This window comes from Yersinia artesiana, from assembly GCF_902726545.1.
Classification (GTDB): Bacteria; Pseudomonadota; Gammaproteobacteria; order Enterobacterales; family Enterobacteriaceae; genus Yersinia; species Yersinia artesiana.
Window position 1 is genome coordinate 1 of record NZ_CACVAD010000056.1, and the last position, 18,548, is coordinate 18,548.

The following is an 18,548-nucleotide window of genomic DNA, read 5'->3' on the forward strand; positions in this document are numbered from 1 at the left end:
ATAATGACAATTTTTTGCTATTGACTCAAACGAAATTTATCATATAACTAGTTGTTTTTAAGTGATTAAGTTCTATTTTCATGACAATTATTTGTTGTGATGATACCAAAAAATACCTCGCAAAAAAATGAAATTAACCATTTTTTATGAACAGAAAGGCGTATATTAATTTCAGGAAAGCCAACCTGGCTGCTAATTAATAAACACTCTGTTATAACAGTGTAAATAAAGAGATAAATTAAATAACGAAATAAGAAATTAAATAACAGAATCTACTGTACTTAAATACTGAAACAGGTATGTCGTGGATAACACGATTGGGAAGGGGGTGACAATCCCCCGCAGCCCCCGCTGCTGTGATGCTGACGACCCCGCTGAGACCACTGATCCATAGGATTGGGAAGGTAGCGGGGGAGAGTGACGCTAAGCCAGAAGACCAGCCAAATCAGTCAAGAGTTTCAACTCCTTCGGTGGGAAGCGGGTTGTCATCAGATGCGCGCAGCGGTGACGTTGCGTAGATGCACCTTTTTGACACTGCATATCCCGCTTGAAATGGCGGGATTTTTTTATGCAATGCTCAGGCAAACAAGCATTTATCATCGCAGGAACCGGCAGCGGTTGTGGTAAAACCACTGTGACGCTGGGTATTTTGCGGGCGCTGATGGCGCGCGGATTGTCGGTGCAGCCGTTCAAAGTGGGGCCGGACTATCTGGATACGGGCTGGCATACCGCCGTCAGTGGTGTGACGTCACGCAATCTTGATGCTTTTATGTTGCCGCCCGCCACCCTCAATGGGCTGTATAACCAGCATATGCGCCATGCCGATGTGGCGGTGATTGAAGGTGTTATGGGGCTGTATGACGGCTACGGCACTGACCCCGATTATTGCAGCAGTGCAGCGATGGCGAAGCAATTAGGCTGCCCGGTTATCTTGCTGGTGGATGGTAAAGCGGTTTCGACATCCGTTGCCGCAACCGTGCTGGGCTTTAGCCAGTTTGACCCCAAGCTGACGATTGCTGGGGTGATTGTTAACCGCGTCAATTCAGAAAATCACTATCAACTTATTCGCCATGCTATCGAACGTTATTGCGGCATTCCGGTTTTGGGCCGCTTGCCGGTCATGGACGATGTTGCTTTGCCATCACGCCATTTGGGGCTGATCCCGGCACAAGAGCGTGGCGGTGCACGATCCAAACAGCCCGATAACTCACCACGCTGGCAACAATTGGCCCAGCAGGTCGAAGCCTTTATCGATCTGGACCGCTTGTTGACCCTGACTTCAGGCACCCAACGCCCTGCTGGAACCCCACCCGCATTGCCTTCTCAAGCTTTGGCCGACGGGCTGACATTGGCCTTAGCCGAAGATGAAGCTTTCAATTTTTACTACCCCGATAACCTTGACTTGCTGGAACAAGCTGGTGTGCGCATCCAGCGTTTCAGCCCGCTGCATGACCGCTATCTGCCGGCTTGTCAGATGATTTATCTGGGCGGAGGGTATCCGGAGATCCACAGCCGCGCATTAGCAGAGAATACCGCGATGCATGCGGCGTTACAGCAAGCCCACCGCCAGCAAATCCCGATGTATGCCGAATGTGGCGGCTTGATGTATTTGGGGGATGCTCTGACGGATGAAAGCGGGCAGCGCCAGCGGATGGTGGGCGTTTTAGCCGGAGAAAGCCGGATGGGAAAACGCCTGACTCGCTTTGGTTACTGTCAGGCACAGGCCCGCAGCGACACATTATTAGCCGCGTCCGGCGAAATTCTGCGCGGTCATGAGTTCCATTACTCCGATTTTACCAGCCCACTGACACCTGTTTTTGAGAGCAGTAAATGGCGCGATGGCGAAGTTATTCAGCGCTGGAACAGTGGCTATCAAGTGCAACGGACTCAGGCCAGTTATCTGCATATTCACTTTGCGCAGCGCCCCGGATTATTGGATGGCTGGCTGACTGCTGCCCGGAGTGTGCTATGACCCTGAGCGCGTGGTTTGTTGCTTTCCTGTTGGACCATTGGCTCGGCGACCCGCCGCGTTGGCCGCATCCGGTGCGCTGGATGGGTAATCTGATCACGCTGTTGCAGCGAGCCATTCGCGCCGTGTGTCATAGCGAGCGGGCACTCAAATGGGGGGGGGCGGTGCTGTGGTTACTGGTGGTGGGGATTACCTGGCTCGTCAGTTGGGGGTTTTTATGGCTGATGACAGAGATTAATCCGTGGCTCGGCTGGTTAGCGCAAGTGTGGATGATTTACACCTTGCTGGCCGGACGCTGCTTGAGTGACGCGGCATTAGCGGTTTTTGATGCACTGCAACACGGAACCCTCGCGCAAAGCCGCGAAAAGCTGTCATGGATTGTTGGGCGTGATACTTCGCAATTGGAGAAACCACAAATCACCCGGGCGGTGGTAGAGACCGTGGCCGAGAACAGTGTCGATGGCGTGATTGCTCCGCTGTTTTTCCTGATGCTGGGGGGCGCGCCGCTGGCAATGGCTTATAAAGCGGTTAATACCCTTGATTCGATGGTGGGATATAAAACGCCGAAATATCGCGCAATTGGCTATGTCTCTGCCCGTATGGATGATGCCGCCAATTGGCTTCCTGCACGCCTCAGTTGGCTGTTACTCAGTATCGCAGCCTGGTTGATTCAGGCCGATTACCGCCAGGCGTTGCGCATTGGCTGGCGCGACCGTTATCAACACTCCAGCCCGAACTGCGCCTGGTCGGAAGCCACGGTAGCGGGAGCGCTGGGCATCCGCCTGGGCGGCCCGAATGATTACTTTGGCGAGCGGGTGGAGAAGCCGTGGATCGGCGATGAGCGGCGTGACATCGCTCTGAGTGATATTCCACGCAGCATTCATTTGATGATGATGGCGTCGCTATTGGCCCTGTTATTGTTCGCTCTGACCCGTCTGCTGCTGGTCGGTATTTAACAAGGATAACCCCATGAACTATATAAAAAATCCGCAAGAAATCGAGAAAAATAGCTTCGTTATTATTGGCGATATTATCGCCGCTGAGCGGCCAGAGACTCGGTTTGCCAGTGCGATGCACGAGGCGGTTGTCAAGCGGGTTATCCACACCACAGCGGATTTTGACTGGCTGGATATTCTGCATTTCTCGCCGGAGGTGCTGACCCGTATTGCTGAGGGTTTACGTCGGGGATGCACGTTGTACACCGACACCACTATGGCGATGTCGGGCATTAACAAAACACTGTTAAAGCAGATGGGATGCGAGTGTCGCTGCTATATCAGTGATCCGCGCGTGGTAGAGAGTGCGCCGATACAGGGAATTACCCGCTCGATGGCCGCGGTAGATGTGGCGTTGGCGGAGCCGGGCGAAAAAATGTTTGTGTTCGGCAATGCGCCGACGGCGTTATTCCGTTTGCTAGAACGGCAAGCGTCCCCGGTGGCGGTCATCGGCGTGCCGGTGGGGTTTGTTGGTGCGGCGGAATCCAAAGATGCGTTGGTGGCAAGTGGTTTGCCGTGCATTGCCGCGCTGGGGCGCAAAGGGGGCAGTAACGTGGCGGCAGCCATTATCAACGCCATCCTCTATCAGTTACAAAGGACGCAACTACGGGGGGCGCTATGAGCGACGGTCTGGTCAGTGATAGCCCTGTAAATGATGATATTGCGCGGCAAAACCAGCAATTAGACAGCATTTGGCACAACGGCAAGCAATACCGTAAAGGCTATACCACCGGTTCCTGTGCCACGGCGGCGGCCAAAGTGGCGGCGCTGATGGTGTTGCGTCAGCAAGTGATTGATCAAATTTCTATTGTGACGCCTTCCGGCATCACCTTGTGTCTGAATGTTGAGCAGCCGTTGATTGAAGGTCAGCAAGCCACCGCCGCAATCCGCAAAGATGGCGGCGATGATGTTGATGCTACCCACGGCATGCTGATTTTTGCCCGCGTGACCCTCACCGAACAGACCGACATTACTCTGCGAGGCGGCGAAGGAGTGGGAACTGTTACCCGCAAAGGAATTGGGTTGCCGGTCGGCAGCAGCGCCATTAACCGCACTCCGCGCCAAACCATCGAAGCCGCAGTGCGTGAAGTCATCGGCCCATTGCGTGGCGCAGAAGTCGAAATCTTTGCGCCGGAAGGCGAGGAACGAGCGAAGAAAACCTACAACGGGCGGCTGGGGATTCTGGGTGGGATTTCCATCATCGGTACTACCGGTATTGTGACGCCGATGTCAGAGGAGAGCTGGAAACGCTCATTGGCGCTGGAGCTGGAAATGAAGCGGGCAGCAGGTGTTGATCGCGTCATTTTGGTGCCGGGTAATCACGGCGAGCGCTTTGTCCGCGACCACCTGGGGCTGGATAGCCAACGGGTGGTCACCATGAGTAATTTTGTCGGCTATATGCTGCAAGAAACCGTGCGCTTGGGGTTCCGCCGCGTTTTGTTAGTGGGGCATCCGGGCAAATTGGTCAAAGTGGCCGCCGGTATCTTCCATACCCACAGCCATATTGCTGATGGACGTATGGAGACGCTGGTGGCGCATTTGGCCTTAATGGGTGCACCCCATGCGCTATTACTTGAAGTTAATCAGTGTGATACCACGGAAGCGGCCATGGAGCTAATTGCCGAGCAGGGTTGGCAGGGCGTCTATTCGCGTATCTGCGAGCGTATCTGCGAGCGTATCGCTGAGATGATGCGTTTCTCGGTTAATCCACCACAGTGCGACGCCATTTTATTCTCTTTTGATAATCAGGTGCTGGGTAGCAACCGGTCACTGGATGAGATTGTGGAGGCGTTACGATGATTACGGTGGTGGGGATTGGCCCTGGTGATGTTGATTATCTGACACCCGCAGCTCGACGGGCTATCGAACGCGCCGAAGTTCTGGTTGGCGGTAAGCGCCATCTGGAGACATTGAGCTGCGATAGTAAAGAGTCGCGCTTGTTAGATGCTGATCTATTAGGGCTATTGGAGTGGCTGGATAGCAATAAGCATCGCGCCATTGTGGTGCTGGCCTCGGGAGATCCTTTGCTGTATGGCATCGGCAAATTGCTGGCAGCGAACTTCAGCGCTGAGGAGTTGCATATCGTGCCTGGCATTAGCGCGATTCAATATTTGTGCGCCAAAGCTGCACTGGATATGAACGACCTCTTTCTTACCAGCAGTCATGGTCGTGAACCCGATTTTGACTGGATCTTCCAGCACGACAAAGTAGCGATGGTGACCGACGGCATTATTGGCCCAAGAGCTATTGCTGATGCGCTACAGCAACGTGGTCTGTCTCGTACCTTGATTATTGGTGAAAACCTCTCGCAACCCAACGAACGAATTTATCGCCTACCAGCAGCGCAAGTGGCGGCCCGCTATGACATGAATGTGGTGGTGATCCTCAATGAAAGATGAGCTGTTCCTGCGTGGGCAAAAAGTCCCGATGACCAAAGAAGCGGTGCGAGTATTGGCACTGGAACGGCTGAGTTTGTCAGATGCGACTCACTTGATTGATGTGGGGGCGGGTACTGGCAGTGTGGCGTTGGAAGCGGCTTTGCGTTTTCCTGATTTACGGGTGACGGCGATTGAACGGAATCCGGTAGCACTTGAGTTAATTCATGAAAACCGCCAGCGGCTAGGGTGTCGCAAGGTAGAGATTATTGCCGGAGTGGCTCCTTTACCATTATCCGATAAAGCCGATGCCATTTTTATTGGTGGCAGTGGCGGCCATCTGACCGACCTTATCGACTGGTCATTGATAATGCTAAATCCCGGTGGCCGCCTGGTATTGACCTTTATTTTGCTCAATAACCTCAATGAAGCATTAAGCCATTTACAGACCTGCGTCGTTAGCGAGTTGGATTGTGTGCAATTGCAACTTTCTACTCTGACCCCTCTGGGTAGCGGGTACTATTTTAAACCGAATAATCCTACTTATCTTATTTCCTGCCACAAGGAGGCGAGCAATGTCTGAGCATCCTAATGCCGTATCAGCACCTGTTACACACTCACCTGTTACACCAACATGGGATACGCAAAAAGTCTGGTTTGTTGGTGCTGGGCCGGGTGACAAAGAGCTGATCACGCTAAAAGGTTACCGCTTGCTGCAACAGGCACAGGTGGTTATCTATGCCGGATCACTTATCAATACTGAGCTGTTGGAATATTGCTCTGCCGAGGCTGAATGTCACGACAGCGCGGGATTAAATTTGGAACAAATCATCACACTGATGGTGGATGGTGTGCGTGCGGGCAAGCTGGTGGTGCGGTTACAAACCGGTGATCTCTCTTTGTATGGCTCGATTCGTGAACAGGGCGAAGTCTTGGGCGAACACGGCATCGGCTTTGTGTCAGTACCCGGTGTCAGTGCTTTCTTGGGCGCAGCGGCACAACTAGGGGTGGAATACACCGTACCTAAAGTGGCGCAAAGCTTGATTATCACCCGTATCGAGGGGCGCACGCCGATGCCGCCACTGGAACAACTGGAAGCTTTTGCCGCTCATCAAACTTCAATGGCTATTTTCTTGTCGGTACAGGAAATGGACCGAGTGGCCGATCGCTTAATCGCCGGTGGTTACCCCGCGCATACGCCAGTCGCAGTGGTATACAAAGCAACTTGGGCTGAAAGCCGCACAGTCCGAGGCACACTGGCGGATATCGCCGAGTTGGTTCGCGCGGCAGCCATTCATAAAACTGCTCTGATTTTGGTGGGGGCATTCCTCGGTGATGAATACCACTATTCCAAACTCTATGATGCGGGGTTTAGTCATGAATATCGTCAAGCCTGAATCCATCGCGGTATTTTGCCTGACACCCGGTGGTGTGCGGCTGGCGCGACGCCTGCAAACTCATTTGCCGCTGACCTGTTTTACCAGTGACAAATTGCTGGAAGAGGGTTTTTTGCCCTTTAACGGCAGTTTTGGCGACACCCTTCGTGAAGCATTTAAACAGTATTCAGCATTGGTGGTGGTCGGGGCGATTGGCCTGACGGTGCGGGTTATCGCGCCACTGGTAAATGACAAAATGACCGACCCAGCGGTGGTGGTGATTGATGAGCGCGGGCAACACGTCGTCAGTTTGCTGTCGGGCCATGTGGGAGGGGCGAATACGCTAACCCGTTATCTGGCTGGCATTTTGGGGGCTGACCCGGTGATAACCACCGCCACCGATGTCAACGAGATGGCGGCGCTGGACACACTGGCAACCCAACTGGATGCCGAAATGCAAGATTTCCGCCACGCGGTCAAAGTGGTCAATCAAATGTTGGTCAGTAACCAGAAAGTCGGGCTGTGGTGGGACACTCCGCTGTTTGCGGAACGTGAGCGCTGCGACACGCGCGGGTTCGTGCCGGTTGATTGTTTGGAGCAACTTAGTTTGGCGCAACTCCCCCCACTGGACGCCTTGGTGTGCATCACGTTGCGCGACACTCTGCCGCTGCCCGCTGATCAACTGGCGACGTTGCCAGTTTATAAGCTGGTGCCGCGCCGGGTAGTGGCGGGAATTGGGTGTCGCCGTGCCACCTCGCTGCAAACGCTGGTTGAATTGCTGCAACAGCAAATGGCCGAAAATCATTTTGACATCATGGCATTGCGAGCGATTGGCAGCGTCACTATCAAAAAAGATGAACCGGCGCTGCACCAATTGGCTCAATGCTGGCGAGTCCCGTTCGAACTGTTCAGCGTCGACGAACTTAGCCGCCATGAACAACGTTTCCCTGCTTCTGATTTTGTCCGCCAAACGGTGGGCGTCGGCAGCGTTTCACAACCGGTCGCCTGGCTGATGAGCGACGGTAAATTGGTTGGCAATACTCTGCGTCAGCAGGGCGTCACCATCACTCTGGGAGTATCGCATTAATGTTAACCGTGATTGGCATTGGGCCAGGCAGTGAATCAATGATGACGCAGGACGCTATCGCCGCGATTCGCGACGCAGAAATTATTGTCGGTTACAAAACCTATACCCATCTGGTCAAATCCATGACCCTGGATAAACAGGTGATCAAAACCGGCATGTGTAAAGAGATTGAGCGCTGTCAGGCGGCGATTGACCTGGCACTGGCCGGTCATAACGTGGCGCTTATTAGCAGTGGCGATGCCGGTATTTACGGCATGGCGGGCTTGGTGCTGGAGCTGGTCACACAGCAACAGTTGGAACTGGAAGTGCGGTTGGTAGCCGGTATCACCGCCAGTATCGCGGCGGCCTCATTGCTCGGCGCACCGCTGATGCATGACTTTTGTCATATCAGCCTGAGTGATTTGATGACGCCGTGGGAAGTGATTGAAAAACGCATTATCGCGGCGGCACAAGCCGATTTTGTTATCTGCTTCTATAACCCGCGCAGCCGTGGCCGCGAAGGGCATTTAGCACGGGCGTTCGAGCTGATGCAGCCGTGGAAGAAAGCCGCAACGCCGGTGGGGGTGGTGAAGGCGGCAGGGCGCAAAAAACAGGAAAAATGGCTAACCACAATAGGTGATATGGATTTTGAACCGGTGGATATGACCAGTTTGGTGATTGTTGGCAATCAGGCCACTTATTGCCGCAATGGACTGATGATAACGCCACGGGGCTATTCATTATGACGGGCTATTCATTATGACCCACGACCATCCGCCGATTCATATTTTTGGCGGCACCAGTGATGCCCGGCTGATTTGCCAACTGCTGGACGAGTTTGGTGAGCGCTACAGCCTGTCGGTCGCTACCGATGCGGGCAAACAACTGGTGGGCGATATTGGCGGCGAGATATTGGTCGGGCGGATGGATGCAGCGCAAATGGCCGATTTTCTTATCACCAGACAGGTGCAGTGGGTGGTTGATGCTTCACACCCCTACGCCGACCTGCTCAGTGACAATGTGGCCGCCGCTTGCGGGCAATCCCAAGTGCTACTGACGCGTTATCAGCGCCCGAGTGAAATTGACGCTATTCATCATCCGCAGCTCTACAAAGTAGACAGTGCAGCGGCAGCGTGCGCCGTGGCGCAAGGCTTGGGGCCGCGCGTGCTCTTGACCACCGGCAGCAAGCAGTTGGCGGAGTATCAACAGCGGCTGACCGGTAAAACCTTGTTAGCGCGCGTGCTGCCAACGGCTGAGGTGCTGAGCCAATGTGAAGCGCTGGGGTTGGGGGTAGACAATATTATCGCACTGCGTGGGCCATTCAGCGCGCAATTCAATCATGCGTTGTATGAGTTTTGCCAGCCCGATGTGGTTATCACCAAGGAGTCTGGCGCACAAGGTGGCTACCAGGAAAAAGTGGCTCCCTGTCTGGCGCTGAATATTCCCTGCATTGTGGTGCGCCGTCCGGCCGCCGTGGTGTTGGGCGGTCTTGGGCAACAAGTGACTTCATTGGATGAATTTACCCGACATCTGATGCACTGGCAGCAATCTGATCCACTGGCGAGAACAACGAGGACAATAAAATGAAAAAAGCACTGTTGGTGATCAGTTTCGGCACCAGTTATGAACACACCCGCCAAAAGAACATTGAAGCTTGTGAGCAACAGCTATCGGCGGCTTATAGCGATCGCGATGTGTTCCGCGCCTTTACCTCAGAAATGATCATTCGCAAGCTACGTCAACGCGACGGTTTGTTGATCAATAACCCGCGAGAAGCACTGAAACTACTGGCTGAACAGGGTTATCAAGATGTGGCTATCCAATCACTGCATGTGATTAATGGCGATGAATACGAAAAAATCGCTACTGAAGTGCGCGGTTTTAGCGACTGTTTTCATCATCTGGTATTGGGCACACCACTGTTAAGCAGCTTTGCCGATTACCAGCAATTGCTGGCGGCACTGCAAACACAAATGCCCCCGCTGGCGGCGGATGAGCGGGTGGTATTTATGGGCCACGGAGCCAGTCACTTCGCCTTTTCTGCTTATGCCTGCCTTGACCATTTAATGACCTCTCTCAATTTTCCTGCTTTGGTTGGTGCGGTGGAAAGTTATCCGGAAATCGGCCATATCATTAGCCGCTTACAGCAGCAGGGGGTGCGCAAAGTGCATCTGATGCCATTGATGCTGGTGGCCGGTGATCACGCCATCAATGATATGGCTTCTGAAGAGCCGGATTCATGGCGCTCACAACTGGAAGCCGCGGGTATCAGTGCGCAATCATGGCTGCAAGGATTGGGAGAGAACCCGTTGATTCGCCAGATGTTTGTTCAGCATCTGGCGAGTGCCTTGCAGCAAAAACAGCAGGAGGCAGCGTAATGAGCGGCAGACTTTATGCATTGGGTGTTGGCCCTGGAGCCAGCGATTTAATCACCGTGCGGGCGGCGCGGCTGATAGCCAAACTGGATGTGCTGTATGCCCCGGCAGGGCGTAAAGGCGGTGACAGCCTGGCACTGTCAATTGTGCGCGAATATTTATCACCTAACACCGAAGTCCGCACCTGCCATTTCCCGATGAGCGCCGATGACAGCGAAAAGCAGGCGGTGTGGGATGAGGTGGCACAACAGCTGCAAGCGGAAGTTGCGCAGGGCCGTCAGGTGGGTTTTATCACCCTCGGCGACGCTATGTTATTTAGCACGTGGGTATTTTTGCTAGAACGTATTGGTCGGCCAGATTGGCTGGAAATTGTCCCCGGTGTCACTTCCTTTGCCGCTATTGCCTCACGCGCCGCATTGCCCTTGGCGATGGAGCAACAATCGCTGGCGGTTATGTCTTGCACCGCCCCAGAAGCCGAGCTGGAGCGCGCGTTGCAAGACCACGACTGCGTGGTGCTGATGAAAGTATATGGCCGCTTTGCACAAATTCAGGCGCTATTGGGCCGGTTAAACCTGTTCCCGCACGCGCTGTTGATGTCGGAAGCCTCATTACCCGGCGAGGTGTGCTGGCGTCAGTTGGATACCCTGGCTGCTGACCAGCCATTGCCCTATTTCTCGACCATTTTAGTCAATAAACAGCAACGAGTTATTTAAAAACAGATGGTTATCTAGTTTTCACTTAGATGCTTAACGTTATTGGAGTCACTCATGGAAATGGAAAGACAGTTAAAGAAACTTTCGCTCAGCGGCGTTGCGATGGCAATCCTGCTAACGATTGCCCCGAATGATGTTTTTGCCATGCACATTATGGAAGGTTTTTTGCCGCCGATGTGGGCGCTGGCCTGGTGGATACTGTTCCTGCCGTGTTTGTTTATGGGGCTGGTTCGTTTGAAACAGATTGTCGCTGAAGACAGCAATCAAAAAGTCCTGTTAGCGCTGTGCGGTGCTTTTATTTTCGTGTTATCGGCACTGAAAATTCCATCGGTGACCGGTAGTTGTTCGCATCCGACTGGTGTCGGGCTAGCAGTTATTCTGTTTGGGCCGGTCGTGGTGGCGGTGTTGGGGGCTATTGTGTTGTTGTTCCAGGCATTATTACTGGCGCACGGCGGCCTGACAACCTTGGGTGCTAACGGCATGTCAATGGCGGTTATTGGGCCAGTAGTGGGTTATCTGGTGTGGAAGTTGGCCTGTAAAGCGGGATTGCGCCGCGACGTCGGGGTATTTCTTTGCGCCATGCTCGCAGATTTAACCACTTATTTTGTCACCTCGGTACAGCTTGGTCTGGCTTTCCCTGACCCGCAATTTGGTGTCAGCGGTTCGATTATCAAGTTTATGGGGGTGTTCTGCATTACCCAGATCCCGATAGCCATCGCTGAAGGCTTACTGACAGTGATGATTTACGACCAATTAACCAAACGCCAGTTAATCCACGCAGGGACTCACTAACATGAAAAAGACGCTTATTTTGCTGGCGATGGTGATCGCTCTGGTCATAATGCCGTTCTTTATTAATCACGGCGGTGAATATGGTGGCTCAGATGGTGAAGCCGAAACGCTGATTCAGACTACCGCACCTCATTATCAGCCGTGGTTCACGCCGTTATATGAACCCGCTAGTGGTGAAATTGAAAGCCTGCTGTTTACCCTACAAGGTTCCATTGGGGCGGCGGTGATTTTCTATATCTTGGGCTATTACCGGGGGAAACGCGGTGAGCATGCTGGGGATTGATAAACTAAGTTATCAAAGCCGCTGGCGACAGGCCGATCCAATGGGAAAATTGGTGCTATATGCCGTTTTCCTGTTGGCCGCCATGCTTAGCCCGCCGATGTATCAGGCGCTGCTCTTGGTGTTTATCGCCGCCCTGACATGTTATCTGTTGCGGGTGGGGCCGCGTCGTTATTTACGCTGGCTGGCAATACCGCTCTCTTTCCTGTTGGTGGGGTTGGTCACGATTGTGATATCACTCTCGCGCCAACCGGAGAGCCTGTGGTGGGGTATGCAGATAGGCCATTGGTGGCTGGGGCTTGATAGAGTCGGATTAACGACCGCCAATCAAACGCTATGGCGCAGTTTGGCGGCATTGGCGGCCACTTTTTGGTTTGTGCTGAATACGCCATTCCCGCAGCTTATCCAAATATTGAAGCGCTGCCATGCCCCCCGATTGCTGACCGAGCAAATCCTGCTGACCTGGCGCTTTATTTTTATTTTGATTGAGGAGGCCGCCGCGATCCATCAGGCGCAGTCTCTGCGATTTGGTTATATCTCATTGCGTACCGGCTACCATTCGCTGGCAATGTTGGTCGGTATGCTATTTACCCGCGTGATGATTCGCTATCAGCAAATGGTCATCTCGCTGGATATGAAACTCTATCAGGGCGATTTCCACCTGTAAGGCAGAATGTCATGTTAGCCACCAGGCAGTTAGGTTTCAGCTATCAGGAAGAGCAGGTATTGCACGACTTGACACTGGATTTCAGTCAGCATGCGGTCACCGGTGTCTTGGGGGCTAATGGTTGTGGCAAATCCACCTTATTTATGAACCTGACCGGTATTTTGCAACCGCAGCAGGGCGCGGTGTTGTGGCAGGGTGAGCCGCTCAGTTATAAGAAAGCCCACTTACGTGAATTGCGCCAGCGTGTCACCACGGTATTTCAAGATCCGGAACAGCAGATTTTTTATACCGATATTGATAGTGATATCGCCTTCAGCCTACGCAATTTGGGGATGCCCGAAGAGATTATTGCGCAGCGGGTTGACCGGGCGTTGACTTTGGTCGATGCGCAAGGATTTCGCCATAAATCTATCCAGCACTTGAGTCATGGGCAGAAAAAACGGGTGGCCATTGCCGGTGCGCTGGTGATGGAGGCAGAGTATCTGCTACTGGATGAACCCACTGCCGGATTGGACCCAGCCGGCCGGCAGCACATGATTACTATCATTGAACGTATTGTCGCGGAGGGAAAACGCGTTATTCTCTCCAGCCATGATATTGATTTGATTTATAAGGTCTGTGATTACCTTTATGTCTTATCCCACGGTCACCTGATGATTGCTGGTGAAACAACCGCAGTGTTCCTACAACAGGAAAAACTGCAAGCTGCCGGGCTGGTTCAGCCGTGGCTGGTCAAAATGCACAGTGAGCTGGGTTTACCGCTGTGCAAAACGGAAGAAAAACTCTTCGCGCTGATGCGTCAACGCGAAACGGAGGAGGCGCGATGAGTCGGTCAGTGATGAATTTATCGATAATGGTGCAGGGCACGGCATCTGACGTGGGTAAAAGTGTGTTAGTGGCCGGGCTATGCCGCATCTTTATGCAAGACGGTTATCGCTGTGCGCCGTTTAAATCGCAGAATATGGCACTCAATTCGGGCATTACCCCACAGGGGGAAGAGATGGGGCGGGCGCAGATTTTTCAGGCCGAAGCGGCCGGAATTGCCCCGGATGTGCGCATGAATCCAGTGCTGCTCAAACCCACCAGTGACCGTAAGGCGCAGGTGGTTTTAATGGGCAAAGTGGCCTGCAATATGGATGCGGTGGAATACCATCAGTACAAACCGCAATTGCAGCAGCAAATCAGCGAGGTATACCACAGTTTGGCACGCGAATATGACGTCATAGTGCTGGAAGGTGCGGGCAGCCCGGCAGAAATTAATCTGCGTGACCGCGATATCGTCAATATGGGCATGGCTGAAATGGCAGACGCGCCGGTATTGCTGGTGGCGGACATTGACAGAGGCGGCGTGTTTGCCTCTATCTATGGCACTCTGGCGCTGTTGCATCCCCATGAAAAAGCCCGCGTCAAAGGGGTGATAATCAATAAATTTCGTGGCGATATCGCACTGCTGACCCCTGGCCTGGAACAGATTGAAGCCCTGACCCATGTCCCGGTACTGGGGGTGATGCCGTGGCTGGATATAGATTTAGAAGATGAAGATGGTGTCGCTCTGCAAAATGGCAAATATCAGGATACGGCAGAAAAGGCACTGGATATTGCGGTGATCCGCTTACCGCATATCGCTAACTTTACTGATTTTAATGCGCTGGCCGCGCAACCGGATGTGCGCCTGCGCTATGTATCGCAGTTGTCGGCGTTGGGCCAGCCAGATTTGATTATTTTGCCGGGCAGCAAGAATACGCTGGGCGATTTGCAATGGCTGCACCACGGCGGGCTGGCGGCAGCGTTACTGAAGCTACATCAACATAATGTGCCGGTGATAGGCATTTGCGGTGGTTATCAAATGTTGGGAAAACGCATTGTTGATGGCGTGGAGTCGGGCCTTGAGCAGATGGATGGTTTGGGGTTGCTGGATGTGGAAACCGAGTTCGCGCCAGATAAAGTCACCACGCGCGTTAGCGGTTATTGTCAGATTGGCCTGCCAGGCATATTGGAAAACTGTAGTGATCACCCGCTTGAAGGTTATGAAATCCATATGGGTGTCTCCCATCTGGGCCGTGATGTCATACCTTTTGCGCAGCTAACGTTACGTAACGGACAAGCCGAGCAGTGGGTGGATGGTGCGGTGAATGGCGATGGCAGCGTATTAGGCAGCTATATCCACGGGCTATTTGACAGCCACCACTTTACCCGCGCGCTATTAGATAGCCTGCGTCAACGCAAAGGGCTGGCTGCTTTTGACGGCGTGACAGTGAATTATGCTGAACATAAACAGCAACAGTTCGATATTCTGGCAGCACAGATGCGCGAGCATATTGATATTGATAGGATTTTCAAACTAATGAAACAGCACCAACAGGAGCGCGCACAGTGATTTTGATTACCGGAGGGGCGCGCAGTGGCAAGAGTTCATTGGCCGAACGTTTGGCAGCACAAGCGGCCGAACGGGTATTTTACATTGCGACCTCAGTGGTAACAGATGCGGAAATGGCAGAGCGGGTGGCATTACACCGTGCCAGCCGCCCGGCGCATTGGCGTACCTGGGAAGGCTATCGTGATCTCGGAGTGGTGCTGGAAAAGCACGTCGAACCCGGCGAAGCCGTTATGTTGGAATGCATTACCACACTGATTACCAATTTGCTGTTTGAACTGGCGGGGGATACGCCAGCGGAACAGATGGATTTTACCGCGCTTGAAGAGGGTATTTCGCAGCAAATTACCGAGTTGTTGGCAGCTTGTGCTCGCAGTAGTGCGCCTGTTTATCTGGTGACCAATGAGCTGGGCATGGGGATCGTACCGGAGAATCGCCTGGCGCGGCATTTTCGCGATATTGCCGGACGAGTCAATCAGCGATTGGCCGCGGCGGCTGATGAGGTGTTTTTAGTGGTTTCGGGTATTGAGGTCAAGATTAAATGAGCCTGCGTCTATTTCTCGCAACATTGCAGTTTATGACCCGTATTCCAGTGCCAGAGCGCTGGACGCAAGGGCTAGCGCTGGATAACTACGAGCGCGGTATTATCGGTTTCCCCTTTATCGGCCTGATTGTTGGGGTGATCGGTGGGGTGATTTTCACTCTGCTGGCTCCGTGGTGCGGTGTGCCATTGGCGGCGTTGGGATATGTCCTGGCGTTGGCACTGGTTACCGGTGCTTTTCATCTCGACGGGCTGGCAGATACCTGTGATGGGGTGTTTTCTGCCCGCAAGCGCGAGCAAATGCTGGAAATCATGCGCGACAGCCGCCTCGGTACTAACGGCGGTTTGGCGTTGATATTTATCGTGGTGGCGAAAGTGCTGGTGGTCAGTGAGTTGGCGCTGCGTGATGCACCGATGCTACTGATGCTCACCGCCGCCTCAGTGGCCGGGCGCACAGTGATTGTGCTGTTGATGTATCGCCAACGTTATGCGCGCGAAGGTAATGGATTAGGCAACATTTACATCGGTAAAGTGACAGGGAAACAAACACTTGCCACCTTGGCCGGTGGCGCGATATTAACGCTATTACTTGGTCAGGGCGCAGGGCTGTTGGCGTTGGTGATTAGCATGGTGGTGGTGGCATTATTGGCAACCTACCTGCGCCGCCGTCTGGGCGGGCAAACCGGTGACACGCTGGGCGCGGCGGCCGAAGTGGGTGAGTTGGTATTCCTACTGGCGTTGCTGTAATACGACCTGTTTTCGAACACTTTTGATGAGCCATTCTATGCGACTTTTTCTGGTGCGCCATGGGCAAACCGAAGCCAATTTGCGCGGTGTTTTTTGCGGCTTGACCGATGTGGCGTTAACGCCACTTGGCGTCGAACAGGCCGGTGATGTCGCGAGTTGGCTGGCGGATGTGGCGTTTGCTGATGGTGTCAGTAGTCAGTTGCTACGTGCGCGGCATACTGCCGATATCGTGCTGGCGGGGCATCCCCTAAATGCGGGCATTAATGACCAATTAAATGAAATGAATTTTGGTGAGTGGGAAATGCGTCATCACCATGATTTACAGCGTGAAGACCCTGATGCATGGGCCGCATGGGTGGCAGACTGGCAGCAGGCCAGTCCCACTGGCGGGGAGTCTTTTATTCAGTTTTCAAACCGAGTCGAAAGCGTCGTTCAGTCACTGCTTTCAACCCGCAGTCACCAAACAAATCGTCATGAAACAAACAGTCACGATAACAATCAACTACTGGTTGCCCATCAGGGAGTATTAAGCCTGATGCTGGCGCGTTTACTGGCGATGCCAGCCGCCGCCATGTGGCATTTTCATTTTGAGCAGGGGGCATACAGCGTGTTGGAGATCCATGATGGGTTTGTCACGTTGCGTGCGTTCAACAGCCGGGCTGTCTGGCAGCCTGCACTACGAGGTTAAATAGATGCAAACACTTTCATCAATTCTGCGCACCATTGCTCCACTGGATAGCAAAGCGATGGCCCGAGCTAAAACACGGCTGGATGGTTTGCTAAAACCGCAGGGCAGTCTGGGGCGTTTGGAGCAGTTGGCGGTTCAATTAGCGGGAATGCGCGGTTTATATGGGCATCAGGTTGATCGCAAACAAATCATTGTTATGGCGGCTGACCATGGTGTTTACGACGAAGGTGTTGCTATCTCTCCCCGTGTCGTGACGATGGTTCAGGCATTGAATATGGTGAAAGGGGTTACTGGCGTTTGTGTATTGGCGGCCAACGCCGGTGCTGAAGTCAAAATAGTGGATGTGGGTATCGATAGCGATACGCTGCCCGGTGTAGTGGATATGAAAGTGGCGCGCGGCAGTGGCAATATCGCCCGTGGCGCAGCTATGACTCGCCAACAGGCTGAGGATTTACTGGTTGCCAGCGCGATGTTGACATTACGGCAGGCGGCTGAAGGCGTGAAAGTGTTTGGCGTGGGTGAGTTGGGGATGGCGAATACCACCCCTGCAGCGGCGATGGTCAGTGTGTTTACCGACAGCGATCCGGCGTTGGCAGTGGGGATCGGGGCTAATTTCCCCAGCGAGCAATTACATCACAAAGTGGCCGTCGTGCGGCGCGCAATTGAAACCAATCAGCCAGATGCCAGTGATGGTATTGATGTGTTGGCAAAAGTCGGTGGTTTTGATCTGGTGGGTATGACCGGAGTGATGTTAGGCGCGGCCGCCGCGGGCTTGCCGGTGGTGTTGGATGGTTTTCTCTCCTATGCTTCTGCATTGGCTGCTTGCCGTATCGAACCCAAAGTGCGTGATTACTTGATTCCATCTCATCTATCGGCAGAAAAAGGCGCGGTTATCGCACTGAACCATCTGCAATTGGAACCCTATTTGCAGATGGGCATGCGATTAGGTGAGGGCAGCGGCGCAGCACTTGCCATGCACTTAGTGGATGCGGCCTGCGCGATGTATAACAATATGGGGTCATTGGCCGAAAGCAATATTGAGTTGCCAGCGCCTCTTTGTTCTTGAAATTGCAGGGGTTAGTGACGTTCACTGCCCCGAATCACTGACTCCAGTAAGCTCATCGGGATTCATTCTCTTGTTGCCTACCATTACCGACAGAAGTATTACCAGGTTCAGTGATGATGCTTAAAGATCATATTAATACCATGCCGGGAACGTCATTGATTGGGCCTAATGATGATCGTTTTGGCCGGCGTTTCTTGAGCCTGGCAATGGCGATGATTGTATTATCCAATACTATTTCCACGTTATCGTCACCTTAATCTGACAGGGGAAGGGGCGACCCTCCTCCTCGGATTTATATTGCATAAATAAATTTGATTGGTATCACCGATCGATTTTTTATTTCTAAGCTATCAAAACGATTATCTTTCCTGTGAGTTGGCAAGCTATACTGGCAGACGGCATATAACCCATAATAAATGTGTGGATTTGTTTTTTCTGCTCAATTTTGTAAATTAATAAAAAATTCTTATCGATTATCCGTGTTATCAATGGGGATATTGATATCAGTAAATTTGAAAAAGTAT

General features: G+C 52.9%; 21 protein-coding genes, 1 pseudogene and 1 riboswitch. All 22 genes and pseudogenes read left to right on the forward strand.

The features are described 5' to 3' along the window. The first annotated feature begins 278 nt into the window (after positions 1-278). Positions 279-459, forward strand: a riboswitch (cobalamin riboswitch). A gap of 109 nt (positions 460-568) precedes the next feature. Then, entirely contained in the window at positions 569-1,972 is a 1,404-nt protein-coding gene (locus HU019_RS16795; RefSeq protein ID WP_174847333.1) for a cobyrinate a,c-diamide synthase, read from the forward strand. Continuing rightward, entirely contained in the window at positions 1,969-2,925 is a 957-nt protein-coding gene (gene cbiB, locus HU019_RS16800; protein ID WP_174847332.1) for an adenosylcobinamide-phosphate synthase CbiB, read from the forward strand. Before HU019_RS16795 ends, cbiB begins: the two co-directional genes overlap by 4 nt. A gap of 13 nt (positions 2,926-2,938) precedes the next feature. Then, the gene (locus HU019_RS16805; RefSeq protein ID WP_174847331.1) at positions 2,939-3,586 is read left to right on the forward strand and encodes a cobalt-precorrin-8 methylmutase; all 648 of its coding nucleotides are present in this window, start codon (positions 2,939-2,941) and stop codon (positions 3,584-3,586) included. Further along, positions 3,583-4,764 (forward strand): cobalt-precorrin-5B (C(1))-methyltransferase CbiD, encoded by a 1,182-nt coding sequence (cbiD, locus tag HU019_RS16810; protein WP_174847330.1) that lies wholly within the window; start codon positions 3,583-3,585, stop codon positions 4,762-4,764. The genes HU019_RS16805 and cbiD overlap by 4 nt, the downstream gene beginning before the upstream one ends. After that, complete coding sequence (locus HU019_RS16815) at positions 4,761-5,363, forward strand: cobalt-precorrin-7 (C(5))-methyltransferase (RefSeq protein ID WP_174847329.1); 603 nt, start codon at positions 4,761-4,763, stop codon at positions 5,361-5,363. Before cbiD ends, HU019_RS16815 begins: the two co-directional genes overlap by 4 nt. Then, entirely contained in the window at positions 5,353-5,922 is a 570-nt protein-coding gene (locus tag HU019_RS16820; RefSeq protein WP_174847328.1) for a decarboxylating cobalt-precorrin-6B (C(15))-methyltransferase, read from the forward strand. Before HU019_RS16815 ends, HU019_RS16820 begins: the two co-directional genes overlap by 11 nt. Then, the gene (locus HU019_RS16825) at positions 5,915-6,736 is read left to right on the forward strand and encodes a cobalt-precorrin-4 methyltransferase (protein ID WP_174847327.1); all 822 of its coding nucleotides are present in this window, start codon (positions 5,915-5,917) and stop codon (positions 6,734-6,736) included. The genes HU019_RS16820 and HU019_RS16825 overlap by 8 nt, the downstream gene beginning before the upstream one ends. After that, entirely contained in the window at positions 6,717-7,802 is a 1,086-nt protein-coding gene (cbiG, locus tag HU019_RS16830; protein ID WP_174847326.1) for a cobalt-precorrin 5A hydrolase, read from the forward strand. Before HU019_RS16825 ends, cbiG begins: the two co-directional genes overlap by 20 nt. Further along, positions 7,802-8,527, forward strand: a complete 726-nt coding sequence (locus HU019_RS16835) for a precorrin-3B C(17)-methyltransferase (protein ID WP_174847325.1) — start codon at positions 7,802-7,804, stop codon at positions 8,525-8,527. Before cbiG ends, HU019_RS16835 begins: the two co-directional genes overlap by 1 nt. Positions 8,528-8,540: 13 nt before the next feature. Next, a complete protein-coding gene (locus HU019_RS16840) occupies positions 8,541-9,368 on the forward strand; it encodes a cobalt-precorrin-6A reductase (protein ID WP_174847324.1) in 828 nt (275 codons plus the stop codon). Beyond that, positions 9,365-10,159, forward strand: coding sequence for a sirohydrochlorin cobaltochelatase (gene cbiK / locus HU019_RS16845; RefSeq protein WP_174847323.1), 795 nt, complete (start codon positions 9,365-9,367; stop codon positions 10,157-10,159). Before HU019_RS16840 ends, cbiK begins: the two co-directional genes overlap by 4 nt. Beyond that, on the forward strand, positions 10,159-10,869 hold the full coding sequence (locus HU019_RS16850; RefSeq protein ID WP_050075279.1) for a cobalt-factor II C(20)-methyltransferase: 711 nt from the start codon (positions 10,159-10,161) through the stop codon (positions 10,867-10,869). Before cbiK ends, HU019_RS16850 begins: the two co-directional genes overlap by 1 nt. 54 nt (positions 10,870-10,923) lie before the next feature. Beyond that, positions 10,924-11,661 (forward strand): cobalt ECF transporter S component CbiM, encoded by a 738-nt coding sequence (cbiM, locus tag HU019_RS16855; protein WP_042548399.1) that lies wholly within the window; start codon positions 10,924-10,926, stop codon positions 11,659-11,661. Between the two features lies 1 nt (position 11,662). Next, positions 11,663-11,944, forward strand: coding sequence for an energy-coupling factor ABC transporter substrate-binding protein (locus HU019_RS16860; RefSeq protein ID WP_004699340.1), 282 nt, complete (start codon positions 11,663-11,665; stop codon positions 11,942-11,944). Next, complete coding sequence (locus HU019_RS16865) at positions 11,931-12,608, forward strand: energy-coupling factor ABC transporter transmembrane protein (RefSeq protein ID WP_174847322.1); 678 nt, start codon at positions 11,931-11,933, stop codon at positions 12,606-12,608. The genes HU019_RS16860 and HU019_RS16865 overlap by 14 nt, the downstream gene beginning before the upstream one ends. A gap of 11 nt (positions 12,609-12,619) precedes the next feature. Then, positions 12,620-13,435, forward strand: coding sequence for an ATP-binding cassette domain-containing protein (locus tag HU019_RS16870; protein ID WP_174847321.1), 816 nt, complete (start codon positions 12,620-12,622; stop codon positions 13,433-13,435). A gap of 11 nt (positions 13,436-13,446) precedes the next feature. After that, on the forward strand, positions 13,447-14,985 hold the full coding sequence (locus HU019_RS16875; RefSeq protein WP_174847381.1) for a cobyric acid synthase: 1,539 nt from the start codon (positions 13,447-13,449) through the stop codon (positions 14,983-14,985). Beyond that, on the forward strand, positions 14,982-15,527 hold the full coding sequence (gene cobU / locus HU019_RS16880) for a bifunctional adenosylcobinamide kinase/adenosylcobinamide-phosphate guanylyltransferase (RefSeq protein WP_174847320.1): 546 nt from the start codon (positions 14,982-14,984) through the stop codon (positions 15,525-15,527). Before HU019_RS16875 ends, cobU begins: the two co-directional genes overlap by 4 nt. Beyond that, the gene (gene cobS / locus HU019_RS16885; protein WP_174847319.1) at positions 15,524-16,270 is read left to right on the forward strand and encodes an adenosylcobinamide-GDP ribazoletransferase; all 747 of its coding nucleotides are present in this window, start codon (positions 15,524-15,526) and stop codon (positions 16,268-16,270) included. The genes cobU and cobS overlap by 4 nt, the downstream gene beginning before the upstream one ends. 37 nt (positions 16,271-16,307) lie before the next feature. Continuing rightward, positions 16,308-16,958 (forward strand): adenosylcobalamin/alpha-ribazole phosphatase, encoded by a 651-nt coding sequence (locus HU019_RS16890; RefSeq protein ID WP_174847318.1) that lies wholly within the window; start codon positions 16,308-16,310, stop codon positions 16,956-16,958. Between the two features lie 4 nt (positions 16,959-16,962). Next, entirely contained in the window at positions 16,963-18,024 is a 1,062-nt protein-coding gene (gene cobT, locus HU019_RS16895) for a nicotinate-nucleotide--dimethylbenzimidazole phosphoribosyltransferase (protein ID WP_174847317.1), read from the forward strand. A gap of 83 nt (positions 18,025-18,107) precedes the next feature. Then, positions 18,108-18,236, forward strand: a pseudogene (locus tag HU019_RS16900) (purine-nucleoside phosphorylase); the annotation flags it as partial. Between the last annotated feature and the right edge of the window lie 312 nt (positions 18,237-18,548).